The sequence below is a fragment of the Sphingobacterium sp. UBA7253 genome, from assembly GCF_002472745.1.
In the GTDB taxonomy this organism is placed as follows: domain Bacteria; phylum Bacteroidota; class Bacteroidia; order Sphingobacteriales; family Sphingobacteriaceae; genus Sphingobacterium; species Sphingobacterium siyangense.
Map to the genome: position 1 here is coordinate 1 of NZ_DKSP01000227.1, position 15,539 is coordinate 15,539.

General features: G+C 39.3%; 17 protein-coding genes, 3 tRNA genes and 1 pseudogene. 10 read left to right on the forward strand and 11 right to left on the reverse strand.

Annotated features, from left to right (window positions below):
- The 9 genes and pseudogenes from eno to B2X72_RS24070 all read right to left on the reverse strand — a co-directional run.
- Nucleotides 1-390 (reverse strand): annotated as a pseudogene (eno, locus tag B2X72_RS24030) (phosphopyruvate hydratase); the annotation flags it as partial.
- Nucleotides 391-601: 211 nt separating this feature from the next.
- The gene (gene carA, locus B2X72_RS24035) at nucleotides 602-1,702 is read right to left on the reverse strand and encodes a glutamine-hydrolyzing carbamoyl-phosphate synthase small subunit (protein WP_075993402.1); all 1,101 of its coding nucleotides are present in this window, start codon (nucleotides 1,700-1,702) and stop codon (nucleotides 602-604) included.
- Nucleotides 1,703-1,928: 226 nt separating this feature from the next.
- The gene (locus tag B2X72_RS24040) at nucleotides 1,929-2,240 is read right to left on the reverse strand and encodes a DUF2752 domain-containing protein (protein ID WP_145328656.1); all 312 of its coding nucleotides are present in this window, start codon (nucleotides 2,238-2,240) and stop codon (nucleotides 1,929-1,931) included.
- Entirely contained in the window at nucleotides 2,240-2,596 is a 357-nt protein-coding gene (locus B2X72_RS24045) for an NINE protein (protein ID WP_075993404.1), read from the reverse strand. The genes B2X72_RS24040 and B2X72_RS24045 overlap by 1 nt, the downstream gene beginning before the upstream one ends.
- A gap of 177 nt (nucleotides 2,597-2,773) precedes the next feature.
- Nucleotides 2,774-3,772, reverse strand: a complete 999-nt coding sequence (gene obgE / locus B2X72_RS24050; RefSeq protein WP_046675449.1) for a GTPase ObgE — start codon at nucleotides 3,770-3,772, stop codon at nucleotides 2,774-2,776.
- Nucleotides 3,773-3,808: 36 nt separating this feature from the next.
- Nucleotides 3,809-4,378, reverse strand: coding sequence for an adenylate kinase (locus B2X72_RS24055; RefSeq protein WP_046675448.1), 570 nt, complete (start codon nucleotides 4,376-4,378; stop codon nucleotides 3,809-3,811).
- Nucleotides 4,379-4,452: 74 nt separating this feature from the next.
- Nucleotides 4,453-4,526: transfer RNA gene (locus B2X72_RS24060), tRNA-Arg, on the reverse strand.
- A 172-nt stretch (nucleotides 4,527-4,698) separates the two neighbouring features.
- Nucleotides 4,699-4,772, reverse strand: a tRNA-Arg gene (locus B2X72_RS24065).
- A 29-nt stretch (nucleotides 4,773-4,801) separates the two neighbouring features.
- Nucleotides 4,802-4,875, reverse strand: a tRNA-Arg gene (locus tag B2X72_RS24070).
- A 187-nt stretch (nucleotides 4,876-5,062) separates the two neighbouring features.
- Here B2X72_RS24070 and B2X72_RS24075 point away from each other — a divergent pair.
- Complete coding sequence (locus B2X72_RS24075; RefSeq protein WP_115050667.1) at nucleotides 5,063-5,896, forward strand: alpha/beta fold hydrolase; 834 nt, start codon at nucleotides 5,063-5,065, stop codon at nucleotides 5,894-5,896.
- Nucleotides 5,897-6,000: 104 nt separating this feature from the next.
- On the opposite strand, the gene B2X72_RS24080 is transcribed toward B2X72_RS24075, so the two are convergent.
- Entirely contained in the window at nucleotides 6,001-6,336 is a 336-nt protein-coding gene (locus tag B2X72_RS24080) for a DUF3276 family protein (protein ID WP_075993406.1), read from the reverse strand.
- 266 nt (nucleotides 6,337-6,602) lie between these two features.
- On the opposite strand from B2X72_RS24080, the gene B2X72_RS24085 reads away from it, so the two are divergent.
- The 6 genes from B2X72_RS24085 to B2X72_RS24110 all read left to right on the forward strand — a co-directional run bounded on the left by B2X72_RS24085 (nucleotide 6,603) and on the right by B2X72_RS24110 (nucleotide 12,013).
- On the forward strand, nucleotides 6,603-7,484 hold the full coding sequence (locus tag B2X72_RS24085; protein ID WP_120332609.1) for a LiaF transmembrane domain-containing protein: 882 nt from the start codon (nucleotides 6,603-6,605) through the stop codon (nucleotides 7,482-7,484).
- Nucleotides 7,485-7,487: 3 nt separating this feature from the next.
- Nucleotides 7,488-8,534: a sensor histidine kinase gene (locus B2X72_RS24090; protein WP_120332608.1), complete on the forward strand. Its 1,047-nt coding sequence runs from the start codon at nucleotides 7,488-7,490 to the stop codon at nucleotides 8,532-8,534.
- Nucleotides 8,527-9,267, forward strand: a complete 741-nt coding sequence (locus B2X72_RS24095) for a LytR/AlgR family response regulator transcription factor (RefSeq protein WP_120332607.1) — start codon at nucleotides 8,527-8,529, stop codon at nucleotides 9,265-9,267. Before B2X72_RS24090 ends, B2X72_RS24095 begins: the two co-directional genes overlap by 8 nt.
- Nucleotides 9,268-9,298: 31 nt before the next feature.
- A complete protein-coding gene (locus B2X72_RS24100; RefSeq protein ID WP_205400904.1) occupies nucleotides 9,299-10,729 on the forward strand; it encodes a serine hydrolase domain-containing protein in 1,431 nt (476 codons plus the stop codon).
- A 154-nt stretch (nucleotides 10,730-10,883) separates the two neighbouring features.
- The gene (locus tag B2X72_RS24105; RefSeq protein ID WP_286851819.1) at nucleotides 10,884-11,858 is read left to right on the forward strand and encodes a 2-hydroxyacid dehydrogenase; all 975 of its coding nucleotides are present in this window, start codon (nucleotides 10,884-10,886) and stop codon (nucleotides 11,856-11,858) included.
- Entirely contained in the window at nucleotides 11,855-12,013 is a 159-nt protein-coding gene (locus B2X72_RS24110) for a hypothetical protein (protein WP_167450500.1), read from the forward strand. The genes B2X72_RS24105 and B2X72_RS24110 overlap by 4 nt, the downstream gene beginning before the upstream one ends.
- On the opposite strand, the gene B2X72_RS24115 is transcribed toward B2X72_RS24110, so the two are convergent.
- Complete coding sequence (locus B2X72_RS24115) at nucleotides 12,010-12,867, reverse strand: mechanosensitive ion channel family protein (protein ID WP_286851821.1); 858 nt, start codon at nucleotides 12,865-12,867, stop codon at nucleotides 12,010-12,012. The genes B2X72_RS24110 and B2X72_RS24115 overlap by 4 nt on opposite strands.
- Before the next feature lie 143 nt (nucleotides 12,868-13,010).
- Here B2X72_RS24115 and B2X72_RS24120 point away from each other — a divergent pair, with 143 nt between their 5' ends.
- Genes B2X72_RS24120 through B2X72_RS24130 form a run of 3 tightly spaced genes read left to right on the forward strand, consistent with a single transcriptional unit; the run spans nucleotide 13,011 to nucleotide 15,510 of the window.
- Nucleotides 13,011-13,877, forward strand: coding sequence for a helix-turn-helix domain-containing protein (locus B2X72_RS24120; RefSeq protein ID WP_120332603.1), 867 nt, complete (start codon nucleotides 13,011-13,013; stop codon nucleotides 13,875-13,877).
- A gap of 2 nt (nucleotides 13,878-13,879) precedes the next feature.
- A complete protein-coding gene (locus B2X72_RS24125; RefSeq protein ID WP_286851822.1) occupies nucleotides 13,880-14,305 on the forward strand; it encodes a DUF983 domain-containing protein in 426 nt (141 codons plus the stop codon).
- 26 nt (nucleotides 14,306-14,331) lie between these two features.
- Nucleotides 14,332-15,510 (forward strand): cysteine desulfurase family protein, encoded by a 1,179-nt coding sequence (locus B2X72_RS24130; protein ID WP_286851823.1) that lies wholly within the window; start codon nucleotides 14,332-14,334, stop codon nucleotides 15,508-15,510.
- Nucleotides 15,511-15,539 lie beyond the last annotated feature (29 nt).

Consider the following 15,539-nt stretch of genomic DNA (forward strand, 5'->3'; position numbering starts at 1 on the left):
TAATGGTTGACGCGACTCTTGTGCAGCAGCTTTCGCTACAGCTAAAGAAACTCCTAAAATAGCATTAGCGCCCAGGTTTCCTTTATTTTCGCTACCGTCTAAATCAATCATGATTTTATCGATGGCATTTTGCTCGAAAACATCTACACCTTCTAGTGCTTTTGCAATTGTAGTGTTTACATTCTCAACAGCTTTCAAAACACCTTTTCCTAGATATTTTGACTTGTCACCATCACGCAATTCTACTGCTTCGTGAATACCAGTTGAAGCACCTGAAGGAACAGCTGCACGACCAACAAAACCATTTTGTGTAGTAACATCTACCTCAATTGTAGGGTTACCGCGCGAATCCAAAATTTGACGCGCATGAACATCGATAATTAAACTCATCTCTTTATTAGACTATAATTTATTTTCATTACTTAGTGTAGATAAGACACACTCTTGTCTACAGACATTTTTCACAATCAAATATAATAAAAAATGTATTTATTCCCCTATTTATTATGAATAAAATATGCCCCATCGGCATAACTGTTCAAATAAATACAATAAAAAACCCTTCAAGATCTGAAGGGTTTTTTATATAATATTGTACAATTTAGTTTTTGATCATCGCTACAAAATCATCAAACAAATAGCGCGAGTCATGTGGGCCCGGTGATGATTCTGGGTGATATTGCACCGAAAATGCTTTCTGTCCTTTGATACGGATACCTTCAATAGACTGATCGTTCAAATTAACGTGTGTAATTTCGACGTTCTCAGAATTTTGGATATCTTCAGCCACAACCCCAAAACCGTGGTTCTGCGAAGTGATTTCACAACGGTTGGCGATAATATTCTTCACCGGGTGATTGATACCACGGTGTCCGTTATGCAATTTGCTTGTGCGGATACCATTTGCCAATGCTAAGATCTGGTGACCTAAACAAATACCAAACATCGGTTTATTTGCATTCAAAATGGCTTTTACCGTATCGATTGCATAATCCATCGGTGCTGGATCGCCAGGACCATTGGAAATGAAATAACCATCCGGATTCCATTTCTCCATTTCCTCAAATGTTGTTTTCGCAGGAAAAACCTTTGTATATACATCACGAGCCTCAAAATTGCGCAAGATATTTTTCTTGATGCCCAAGTCCAAAACCGCTACACGTAACGAAGCATTTTCATTACCGAAGAAATAAGGCTCAGCTGTTGTTACTTTTGAAGACAGCTCAAGTCCATCCATTGAAGGAACTTCAGCCAATTGACGCTTTAATTCCTCAACATCCAATGTTTCTGAAGAAATAATCGCATTCATCGCACCTTTATCACGGATATGTCGCACCAATGAACGGGTATCCACATCAGAAATACCAACTAAATTACCCTCTTCAAAGTAGCTTTGGATAGATTCATCAGCCATTTTACGGCTATAGTTGATGTTGTAGTTCTTACAAACTAGTCCCGCAATCTGAATTTGATTTGATTCGGTATCATCCTCATCAATACCATAGTTACCAATATGAGCATTGGTGGTTACCATGATTTGTCCAAAATAAGATGGATCTGTGAAAATCTCTTGATAACCAGTTGTTCCTGTATTGAAACAGATTTCCCCAGTAGTCGTACCAATTTTACCAGCGGCTTTACCGTGATAAACTGTACCATCTTCTAAAACTAAAATTGCAGGCAATTTGCTGTAGTTGGTCATTATCGATGTAATATTATAAAATGTGTATCCTTACTTTTATGAATTTTAAAGCGTTCTTGATTGGATATAAAAAAAGCCCTCAAATGGGCTAAATATCTATTAACAATGCATCATCACGATTGACAAACCGTTTCCTAAGGCACCTACCAATAAAGACTCTACTTTAATTTTCACGGGAGACAAAGTTACGACATATCACTTAAAAGTGAAAACATTTTTTATTTTTTTATTCTTCAACTAATTCTTTCTTCCAAAACGTTGCAAAGTCTCTCAAAATCAGACCTGTCAATAGCGGCACAAGCATATAAATCAATGGATTCTCTAACCAGGCTTCTCGAAACTCCAAGCGCAACAAGGCAATCAAAGCGGTAGTAAGACCACATCCCGGACAATCATAGCCACTTGCAGCCTTCCAAAGGCAAGGAACAAGAATATGGATATCCGTGAAAAGATATAAGCCTATAGCAATCCCGAAATACCCCAATACCAACGAATAGATCCAATGATATTTAAGGTATTTCAGCAGGATATAAATCATTAATTATTGTTTATAGGACTCTTAATGTAATTGCCATCTGCATCCTTATATTTTCCGACAAGAATCATAATCAAATCGATCAGATACCAGATACCACAACCGCCCAAGGTAAGCAGCTGAATAACGGCAGTACCAATTTGCCCCAAATAGAACCGATGTGCTCCAAAAGGGCCTAGAAAAAAGCAAAATAACAATGCCGGCAGCCATCTGTCATCCTGAAACGTGTTATTTTGTTGCTGAAAGGGTTGGTTGGCGTAAAATATAGGCTGTCTTACGCCACAATAGGGACAAACCTCGGCCTTGATATTGATCAACTTGCCACATTCTACGCAATACTTTTCGTCTGCTGTTTTCATTTAGATTTAATTTGGTAATGGGGCTAAAAACCAGCCTTCCATCAGGAATAAAATAATAGTATGAAATTAACAAAAAAACTTATAAAATGTTCTTTTTTTAGCAACATATAGCATTTAATAGAAACAGAAAAGGCGCTTCACGGTGTGGAGCGCCTTTCCTGTTTATGTATTCAACTTTTAAGAGTTGATTGCTTTCCAGATCATATCTTTCAATGGCAATATATTTTTACCTGTCACCGAAGAAATGAAAATATAGGGTACATCTTCCGGTAACTCCTGCTCCATTTCCTTCTCCAGCTCCTCATCGAGCATATCAGACTTGGTAATAGCCAGCAATTTGGGTTTATCTGCCAATTCTGGATTATACGCTGTCAGTTCATTCAATAGAATCGCGTACTCCTCACGGATCGTCCGATCGGTATCGGCAGGCACCATAAACAGCAAAACTGAATTTCGTTCAATATGCCGCAAGAAACGATACCCTAATCCCTTTCCTTCTGAAGCGCCTTCGATAATACCCGGAATATCGGCCATAACAAAGGAACGGTTATCCCGGTAGCTCACCATACCCAAATTAGGTACCAGTGTTGTAAAGGGATAATTTGCGATTTCTGGTTTCGCAGCCGAGACGACTGACAACAACGTTGATTTACCAGCATTCGGGAATCCAACCAGTCCAACATCAGCAAGAACCTTCAATTCGAGAATCATCCACTGCTCTTTACCTGGAAGACCAGGTTGCGAAAACCGCGGTGTCTGCTGCGTTGGCGACTTAAAATGCCAGTTGCCCAGCCCGCCTTTTCCTCCCGGAACCAATATTCTGGTTTCACCGTCTTCTGTGATATCGAACAATACCTCTCCCGTCTCTGCATCCTTCGCAATCGTACCCAATGGCACTTCCAAGATCTCATCACGTCCAGTTGCCCCAGTACGCAAAGAACTGCCGCCAGACTCACCGTTTGACGCAATAATATGCTTACGATATTTTAAATGGAGTAACGTCCAGAGATTAGTCGTTCCTTTCAGTATAATATGCCCTCCACGACCGCCGTCACCACCATCGGGTCCACCGGTAGCTGTGTGCTTGTCACGGTGCAAATGAGCCGAACCTGCCCCACCATGTCCAGAACGACAACACACTTTCACATAATCAACAAAATTCGAACCTTGCGCCATTACAATTTATTACAGTCTAAAAAGTACTTATCTTAATTAATAATTATCGATGATATCTGTTAAACTTTTAAAGATAGAATCGATATCACCGATACCATTCACTTTAGAAAGTTTACCTTGTGCCTCATAATACGGCAACACATGAATCGTCTTTGTGAAATATTCATCAATACGCTTCACCAATTTATCAGCATCATCATCCGCACGACCAGAAATTTCCTTACGTTTAGCGATGCGCGCTTTCAATTCATCCTCATTCACATCCAGTGCGATTACTACTGAGATTGACGTATTGATACCTTCTAAAAAAGCATCCAACGCCTCAGCTTGCGCAACAGTACGAGGAAATCCATCAAAAATAAATCCTTTTGCATCCGGATTTTTCTTTACTTCCTCTTCCAGCATTGCTATCGTAATCGAATCTGGCACTAAATTTCCCTCAGCAATAATCTGGCTCACTTGTTGACCAAGTGGCGTTTGACCTTTAATATGTGCTCTAAAAATATCACCAGTTGAAACATGAACCAATTGATATTTTTCAATAAGCTTTGCAGATTGGGTTCCCTTACCTGCACCCGGAGGGCCAAATATTACAAGGTTTAGCATAGTTTTATTTAAGAAATTAAAACGAGTTAAAAAATAAAAGCCTAATCACAGATGATGACTAGGCTTTTCAGTTGTGCGCTCCAAGGGAGTCGAACCCCTAACCTTCTGATCCGTAGTCAGATGCTCTATCCAATTGAGCTAGGAGCGCAATAAACCATTACGTTTAGAACTCTGTCCCATGTGTTTTGGTGACGCAAATATAGTCAGAATTCGTTTTTTTACAAATTTTTTTTCAAAAAGAAGTTCCCTCCTTCCATCGACTGCCTTGCAATAATTCTTCTAAAAACAAAAAGCCAATCAAATTGACTGGCTTTTATCTGTGCACTCCAAGGGAGTCGAACCCCTAACCTTCTGATCCGTAGTCAGACGCTCTATCCAATTGAGCTAGGAATGCCTCTTTTAACAATACAAAAACTGTATTTGTGCGCACCAAGGGAGTCGAACCCCTAACCTTCTGATTCGTAGTCAGATGCTCTATCCAATTGAGCTAGGAGCGCTAGGCTACCAAAACAAATCCGTTATCCTTTTCCGTTTTGGTGATGCAAATATCGTTATATTTATCGATTTAACAAACATTTTTTCTCTTTTTTAAACTTTATACAACAACATTTCTTTTATCTCGTTGATAATATTATATTTAAAATATCAACTTTTTTTTTCAGACACGGACAAATGTTAGCATTCATGAGCAAAAGAGAATTAAAACTCAGTAAAATTCGCATCGGAGATATCAGCATCTCCTACTATATTCGCCCAAGCAAATTATCCCCCTCTCCGAAAACAGTCATTTTCATCCATGGTTTTCCCTTCAACAAAAACACCTGGAAACAACAACTCCTACAACTCGACGAAGATTTTACAGGCATCGCCATTGATGTTCGAGGACATGGCCTAAGTACCAATGGACATGGCTTTTTCTCCGTCGATGTTTTTGCCAAAGATCTTGTGGAGTTTATTCGTAAACTCGACCTCAATCATGTCATCCTTTGTGGAATCTCTATGGGTGGCTACATCGCCCTCAGGACGTATGAACTGATCGGACAACAGCTCAAAGGACTTATCCTCTGCGACACGAATTCCCTTTCCGACGACAACAAAGGCAAACAAAAGCGTTTTGATTCCATTCAGGCTTTATTAAAATATGGTAGAAGACCATTTGCCATTGGCTTTATCGCAAATGTGTTTCACGATAAAACAATCCATGAAAACCCCGAAGCTGTTGAACTCATCAAAAGCTGTATTCGCAGAAATGAAGTCGCCAGCATTTGCGCGACACAACTCGCTCTTGCTTCGCGAACAGATACAACCCATTCGTTGAAGACAATTATTATTCCAACACTGATCATAAAAGGTAAACACGACAAGTTGATGAGCGAAGAGCAAACAAATATCCTGATCGAAAATATACCCGACGTCCGCTATATGGAGTTTGAAGAATCCGGGCACCTGCCGAATCTCGAGGAACCCGAAAAATTCAATGCGGTGCTAAATGATTTCCTGCGAAATATACCGTTATAACCATCGCCTTGGTCGTCAAGTGCAGCATCGGATATAAAACAATAAAAAAAGCCACAACAGTGGCTTTTATTTCTTTTTTTCATTAAGATCTCGTTCTACGGATATTAGAACGAAAAATCATCTTTTGACCGAACATCCGCTTCCTCAGCGTATGCATCGTCAAAGTTAGGCTCATAACGTTTCTCGATTACTTCCTGATTGGACTTGATGTAATTAACCACATCCGTCAAACCATCAGCGAATTTCTCAAAATCTTCTTTATATAAGAAAATCTTATGCTTAATAAACTGGCCATCCTCAAAGCGCTTCTTGCTTTCTGTGATAGTAATGTAGTAATCGTTCGATCGAGTTGCTTTTACATCAAAAAAATAAGTACGCTTACCTGCTCTCACCTTTTTTGAAAAAACTTCTTCACGTTCTTTGTTTTCAAAATCTCCCATTGGTTGTTATTTAAGTTTAAAGTAATCTTAATCTTTGATAAATATATAATAATTCATTTTAATACACCAAATAATATTAAAAAAAAAGACAATTACGCGTAAAAATGGCAGTTCACTTCTATTTATAGCCGAGATAAAAAATAAACAACAAGATTTTTTACCGACGAAATCATTACATTTACCGAAAATATAAGTTGTATTACCTAAAGCAAATATGTAGAATATATTTGTGCCTCTATCTTTGAGTCATAAATAGTAAAAACATTATGGAAAAAGAACCCATCATACCAAACAGCAATAATAGCCGCAATATTGTAGGAGCGATTGTGATCATCGTAGGTATATTCTTATTATTGAATAACCTAAATTTAGGAAGCTGGTTTCCGGATTGGTTATTTGGCTGGCAAACGATATTAATCATCATTGGATTGGTCATTGGTATAAATTCCCAATTTCAGAAAAAATCGGCCATTATCCTATTGATCATAGGCGGAGCAAGCCTTATTTCAAGAATGATGCGCACAGACTTTGGCTCCGTAACCGTCCCGATCATCATCATTTCTCTCGGGATTTACTTTATCATGAGCAAAAGGAAACCTCCGATGGTTCCCCCAACTTACCCTAATCCGCCGCAAGGCTCTTACGACTGGGATAAGCGAGTCAACGTACCTACGGAAGGTGTTACTGACAGCGGTGTTACTGACCAGGAATCCAGACCATTTAACGAACAATACGGTTCAAGCCAACAAGCCTTGCCTAATCAGCAGGCTTTTGGCGACAAAGATAAAGATTCCTTTCACCAGTCATTTGAGGACAACCTCAATCTGAATACCATCTTTGCAGGCCAAAAGAAAGTAATCTATTCCAAACATTTTAGAGGGGGCAATATGACCAATGTATTTGGAAGTGTAGAGCTGGATCTAACAAAAGCTGATATTCAGCAGCCTATTGTGATCGATACATTCCAATTGTTCGGCAGCGCACGTATTATTATACCTCCGCATTGGACGGTATTTAGCAACGTCGCCTCAATCTTGGGCTCTGTCGATGACCGCCGGTTCCAAACGATTTATAACCCCGATACAGATAAAAAAATCTATATAACAGGCACCTGTATTTTAGGTAATTTAACCATAAAAAATGCTTAATAGATGAAAAGTAAGCTGTTCCTCAGTGTTAAAAGTCGATTAATTGGCATTATCTGTATATCCGTATTTATCGGATATCTTGCATTACAATACCTATTGATGCTTCGTTCTGGTTTTGACCAACAACTCGCATTCAAAGATTCATTTATAAACAGCATTGTGATGATGTTTTGCTGTTATGGCATGTCATCAGCACTTAATTTCTACACCCCACAACCCCGGGAGATTTGGAAGGTACTCATCATCGGTTTAATCATGGGCGCAATAAGCATCGCATTAAGCCGATTCTTGATGAGTTACTTTATCCAATCGACCTTTACCCCTTTGCTGGATTTAACATTACCCTATCGGGGTATCGTTAATTTCCTCATTTTGACTTCTGTTGCCATTATCAACATCGTTTGGAATATTCAGGAAGACAACATCAACAATATCAAGCGGAAACAGGAATCCGAAAATTTACTTCGGGAGGCCGAACTGTATAATCTAAGACAACAGTTACAGCCGCATTTCCTATTCAATAGCCTCAACTCCATTATAGCACTTATTGGTGCCAATCCGGATGAAGCCCGAAACATGACATTTCAGTTATCGGACTTTTTAAGAGGAACATTAAGAAAAGAAAACAATCAAATTATCACACTTGAAGAAGAGCTCGATCACCTTCAACTTTATCTCGATATTGAAAAAGTTCGCTTCGGTCATCGACTAAATACATCCATCTCTTCCTCAGAAGAAATTTTCAACAATAGATTACCTGCCATGATTATTCAGCCACTGGTAGAAAATGCAATTAAACACGGCTTATATAATGTAACGGATCAAGTAGAAATTAAAATAAAATGCCATTCGAATGATGGTCAGCTGCTGATTCAGATTACCAACCCCTTCGACACCGAAGAACAGTCAAAACCGAAAAAAGGCACTGGATTTGGGCTTTCGAGCATTCAGCGCCGATTATATCTCCTGTATGGAAGAAATGATCTACTGGAAACTCAAATTCAGGACAATATATTTATCAGCACCCTAAAAATACCTCAATATGATTAAAGTCGTTATTATCGATGATGAACCCCTTGCACGCTCCATTATTGCGGGTTACCTAAAAAATGAACCCGATATATCCATCATGGCAGAATGCGGTGATGGCTTTGAAGCTGTTAAGGCTATCCATGCGCACGAACCGGATTTAATTTTTCTGGACGTACAAATGCCCAAATTGACCGGATTTGAAATGCTTGAACTCGTTGACGATCCTCCTGCAGTCATCTTTACGACCGCTTTTGACGAATACGCCTTGAAAGCTTTCGAAAAGAACGCCTTGGATTACCTATTAAAACCAGTATCACCAACACGTTTCAAAAAAGCTTTGGAAAAATTCAGGGCAAGCTACTCCGCACCAGAGAAAAAAGTCCAACCCAACTACGAAGTACTAACAGCACAAGACGAAACAAAAATCGACCGTATCGTTGTAAAAACAGGTACGCAGATTAAGATTATTCCGATTGATACAGTCAAATATCTGGAGTCTTACGATGACTATGTTAAAATTCATACCAAAGATGGCATGTACCTAAAAAATAAAACAATGGCATTTTTTGAAAAGTCTTTGGATCCGAATCAATTTGTCCGCATACACCGGTCTTTTATCATTAAGGTAGATCAGTTGGCCAAATTGGAACCTTATGAAAAGGATTCTTATATTGCTGCACTGACATCGGGCGAAAAGCTCAATATCAGTAAATCAGGCTATGCACGATTAAAACAATTGATTGGAATTTAAACATTCCGTAGATTTGTGCCCATCAATAGTTATGAAACATTTTATTACAATAGTATTGCTGGGCATCACATCTTACTCCTTTGCCCAAACGAATCCTGAGGAACAGATCAACAGAGGAGTTTACAATAGGCTGGAATTTTTTATCAATTCCCAGATGACAGACTCCGCCTATAATTTGGCCAGTGATTCTTTCAAACAACAATTTAGCCTAGCCAAATTCACCCAAGTACTACAGGAGCTCTATCCCTTAGGAAGAGTAAAAAGCTCAACGATAAAAGAATTTGAAAAAGGGCTTGCAACTTATCAGATGGACTTCGACAGCAGATCGTATGAGGTTCTTTTTGCGACGGACACAAGCTTAAAATTCAACACATTAAAGTTCACTCCTTTGGCAATAAAGCCTCAAGTGGAAAAAACTATTGTGGTACCTGCCACACAGAAATCAGTCGATAACGACGATCTTTTTGTCGATTCGGTTGCAAATGCTTATTTAAAACAACAAAATACGCAATCACTTGCCATTGGCATTCTAAAAAATGGACAAACCAAAACCTATTTCTATGGTGAGACGGCCAAAGGCAACCAAACTCCGCCTACAAAAACGTCTGTTTATGAGATCGGTTCACTGAGCAAAGTTTTTACTGCTATACTTTTGTCAAATCTTGTCGAAGAAGGAACGATAACGTTAGATCAGCCTATCGCGCTATTTCTCCCTGATACACTCAAGAAAAATGGAGAACTTTCAAAAATAACGTTTCAAATGCTGGCCAATCATACTTCTGGCTTACCTAGACTTCCTGACAATCTTGACAAAGTCAAAGGATTTAACGAAAACGACCCCTACAAAACATACGACAAAAAAGCACTTTATAATTACCTCGCAAGCTTTAAAAACAAAAAAAATCCAGGTGAAGAATACGAGTACAGCAACCTTGGTTACGCTGTATTAGGAGACATTATATGCAGTATCTATAAAAAAAGTTATGATCAGCTTGTAAAAGACATCATCTGTAAACCACTTGAAATGAGTAATACCTTTCAAGTATTAGACCCTAAGAGAAAAGATACTTTTAAAGTATATAATAAAGAAGGCCAGGAAGTGATTCCTTGGTCATTTGACGCTTTCGGTCCAGCTGGCGGATTAAAATCGACACTCGAGGATCTGCTTAAATTTGCGAATGCGCAATTCAAAATGCCGCAGACTCCCTTGGAAAATGCGATGGCAAATACCCGGTTATTTACATTTTTTCTCCCCCCAGACACAGATCTTGGACTCGCATGGCATATGAATTTGATTGACGACCTAACGGTTTATTGGCACAATGGCGGAACTGCAGGAAGCAGCTCCTATCTAGCCTTATCGCCCGACAAAAAAAGTGGCGTAGTCATCTTGTCCAATTCAGCCATCTCTGCCGATGACAAAGGTAAAGCTATCTTGGATTATTTACTCCGTAAAAAGTAAAGTTCAAAAAACAAGGAATAATGAGCCATATTGAAACAACAATATGGCTTTTTTTGTTGTAATAGCGATGAGTGATCATTAATTTTGAAGATAGGATAAAAACAAATGGATTCGGAGGAATCAACCAACAACAAGCTAAACAGCATCTATTTACATGAAGATATTTATCACTAAAAAAATTCCACAAAAAGGCATAGATCTATTAAAATCTGCTGGACACGACATTTCTATACACGATTCAAGCACCCCCCTATCCGAACTAGAGCTTATCAAAGCCAGCCAACAGGCCGATTACGTCCTTAACGGTGGGATGCAAAAGTTTGATGCTAATTTTTTCCAAAACTGCCCCAACCTAAAAGCCCTATCTCTCATGAGCGTCGGCTATGACAATGTGGATATCTCAGCCGCTACACAGCATGGAATACCCGTAAGCAATACACCGGGCATCCTTTCGGGAGCAACAGCAGACGTTGCTTTCCTCTTGATGTTATCGGTATCGCGAAAAGCATTTTTCAACCACAAAAGAATTTTGCAGGGCGAATGGAAAGGTTTTGATCCCACGGCAAACCTAGGCATCGAGCTCAACAACAAAACATTGGGCATCTATGGACTGGGGCGAATTGGTTTTGAATTCGCCAGAAAAGCCAAAGCAGCGTATAACATGGAAATTATCTATTACAATCGGAGCCGTAATGAGGAAGCAGAACAAATTCTTGGTGCACGATATGTTAATTTCGACGATCTGCTCACGCGAAGCGATGTACTTTCAATCCATGCAGCTTTGACTGCGGAGACTAAAAACAGGTTTGACAAAAATACATTTACGCGCATGAAAAACTCCGCTATATTGGTTAATACTGCTAGGGGCGGATTGGTCAATGAATTGGATCTAATAGAAGCCCTGCAGACTGGCCAATTATGGGGCGCCGGGCTTGATGTAACAGACCCGGAGCCGATGGATCCAAAAAACCCACTTTTAACGATGGAAAATGTTTGTATCCTGCCACACATCGGCTCTGCCACCGTAGAAACAAGGAATAATATGGCACTTATGGCCGCCAGCAACTTACTGGCAGCAATCAAAGGCGAAAAAATGCCACAAATTATCAATAAAGAAGTATATCAATGAAACGAAGGTTTTTTCAGCTTTTAAATAGCTTAAATAAAGCCATCTTACCAAAATACGGTAAGATGGATCCGTTAAAATTAAAAAAGTACCAGCAGGCTATCATTGCCTACAGGTACTTTGTCCTTATACATGCATTGGAAACGGACCAGGACTAAGTTTTTGCAGTTCCTTGGTCACTTGAATTTGAAACAATGCTAATCTGCGTCGGATTGGAAGATAAACTAATATCGTTCCTTTCCAGCTCCAACATAATCTTTTCCTGCATCGAGTTTCGCGCAGCGACATAGTGCTCTCTCTTCGTCCAGGCACGAACGGTCAAAACCATGGCACTGTCCCCCAATTCTTTGATGAAAACAGTTGGCTCCGGACTTGTCAACACATTCTCATTCGAACGGAGAACCCTTAATATGATATCTTTCGCTTCTTTCACATTTTTATCATAAGAGATACTGATGGTATATTCAAACATCCGTTGCACAATTTTCGTATAATTTTTGATAACCGAGTTGGCCAAAGGACCATTCGGGCTAAAAACACGTACACCGTCATCACCTATTAAAGTGGAATACAAGATATCAATCCTTTCTACCGTACCTGCAGTACCATTTGCACTCGATATGGAATCCCCTACTTCAAATGGTCTAAACATCAAAATCAGCACTCCACCAGCAAAATTACTCAAACTTCCCTGCAGCGCCATACCAACAGCCAATCCAAAAGCAGACAATGCTGCGATAAACGAGGTTGTCTGAATCCCAATCTGGCTGGCTACAGTAAGAAGCAGCATCACCCACATGACAATCTTGACGATGCTAGAGATAAAAGCCCGAATGGAAGGATCTACATTCTTCTTTTCAAAACGTTTATGTAATAAGCGATCCACAAAATTGATCACATATTTCCCAAGAATCAATAGGATAATCCCCCCAATAATCCCCGGAATAGACTCAATGACAATGTCTGTCAAACGCCCAAATCTCGTTTCTAGGCTATTCAAATTACTTTCCATTTATTAATATATTTTAAAATTTTAGACACAAGGATTGTTCCAACATATCAGCCAAAGCATCAAAATGTAAAAATCATTGAAAAACACCACAAAAGACCAAATAAACACCACTATTAAAAGAATATTTGGCGTAATTTTGCTATATGAATAGAAAAAACACCATTCCTATTATTGATAGTTGTAGCATTGATCTCAATAACAAAACAACGATTCATATTGATGATCTAAAAGAATATATCATCAAGCATCAGGATATGGTGTTTCCTCACAAACATAATTTTTTTCATTTTGTACTATTCACTAAGGGATCAGGAGAACACATTATCGATTTCAATCATTACAACATTGAACCTTATCAAATCTATTTTATGGTACCGGGTCAAGTTCATACGTGGAATTTTACGGGTGATGAAGAGGGCTATGTTGTCAATTTTTCCATTGATTACTTTCAGTCTTTTCTCTTACGAACCGATTACCTGGAACGCTTCAGCTTCTTACAGGGTAAAATTGAGCAGTTGATTTTTGTTATTGCTGAACAATTTCGCAAGCAGTCTATTCACATTCTTGAACAAATTTCTACCGCAAAAGCGGCAGGACAGCCGGAAGACTATATCCGTACACTTCTGCTCCAATTTATATTGTTTATCTCAATTTCTACAGAAAAGGATCATCAAGAGCACAGTACGCCATATAATCACAAAATATTCAATAGTTTTCAGCAATTGGTTGAACAGCAATTCAAGTCTACCAAATTGCCCAGTGTGTACGCAGATCAATTATTTATTACACCCAATCATCTGAATGCGATCTGCAAATCCTACATCGGACAATCAGCAGGTGAAATTATACGAAACCGGATTGTACTCGAAGCGAAGCGACTATTGGTCAATCGAAACTTAAATATCAATGAGATTGCAGATGAGCTGCAATTCAATGACAACTCATACTTTACTAAATTTTTCAAAAAATCCGCTGGGCTCACACCAGAAGAGTTCAGAAAACAACTATAACTATGGAAGAGGTTAAATACGAATTATCTGAATTTAAAGCCGCATGGCAAGCAAAATGTCCAAGATGCAGAATCGGCCATGTATACCAAGGGCCTGCATATGGTCTGAAAGTACAAAAAATGAATAGCCATTGCGAATACTGTGGACTTCGTTACGAACGTGAGCCAGGTTATTTTTATGGTGCCATGTATGTTACCTATGCGTTCTCCATCGCCGAAATGGTTGCTGCCTGTATGGCAACCTATATCCTGACAGGCAATGATTCTTCTTTTATACTCTATGCAACAGTTGCGATCATGAGCGTTGTTTTAATGTCGCCATTCAACTACCGCTATTCCCGTATCATACTGATGTATTGGTTAACACCAGGCTTAAGATATGATCCGAATGTCAAAAAAAAGGAAGTTGATGTGAAGGCTTCAGCATAACCTTCATTATCCTTATCTTTATCCTGATGAAGGATATCATTTATTTGGACAACAACGCAACAACTCGAATTTTGGATGAAGTATGGAATACCATGACTCCCTATTTCATCCAAAATTATGCGAACGCATCGAGTGTCTATCACCAAATGGGACGCGAAGCCAATGCTGCCATCCAACTTGCTAGAGGACAAATAGCTGAAGTGCTGAATTGCTCACCGAAAGAACTATTTTTCAATTCAGGTGCAACAGAAAGTATTAATACCGTAATCTGTGGCATATTTGACAAATATCAATCCAAGGGGAATCATATTGTCACCGTTTCAACAGAACACAAGGCCGTCCTAAGCTGCTGTGAACAATTGACGAAAAAAGGAGCTCAGATCACCTATCTCCCTGTCGATGCACAAGGAATGATCAATATAGACGATTTGAAAAATGCGATGAGCGCCCAGACCATACTTGTTTGCATCATGGCCGCAAATAACGAGACGGGGGTATGTACGTCGCTAGCACAGATTGCTACGATTTGTACAGAGAAAGATATCTTGTTCTTCTGTGATGCAACCCAGGCTGTTGGAAAAATCAACATTGATCTACAAAAAATCCCTATCGACCTCTTATGTCTGAGTGCACATAAACTTCATGGCCCAAAGGGAATCGGCGCATTATACATTCGTCGAAAATCAAAACCGATTCAGATTACCCCATTAATTGTGGGGGGTGGTCAGGAAAGCGGATTTAGAGGCGGAACATACAACGTGCCAGCTATCGTCGGCTTTGGAAAAGCCATGTCTCTGATTAAACCAGCAGTTTATAATTCGGTCGAACGAAACCGCAATCTATTGGAAGAAATTTTAAGTGAGATTCCTGAAATCATCATTCATGGAAAAAATGCACCCCGCCTACCAAACACCAGTTACATTAGTTTTAAACATATCCTGGCCAGCGAAATAATGACTACCTGTCCCACATTAGCCCTTTCCTCGGGCTCGGCCTGTGTGACCGGATCCAGAGAACCTTCCCATGTTTTAATGGCTATGGGTATCTCCAAAGAAGATGCATTATCGGCCATTCGCTTTAGCTTAAGCATATTTACGACTCAAGAGGAAATTATTCAATGTGCCCAATTGATCACAGCAGCGGTTCACAAAATCCGCGATCAATCCCCTATCTGGCAACTTTTCAAAGCTGGCCTGATCGATTAATTTATGACATTCTAAAAACTTTATAGGAG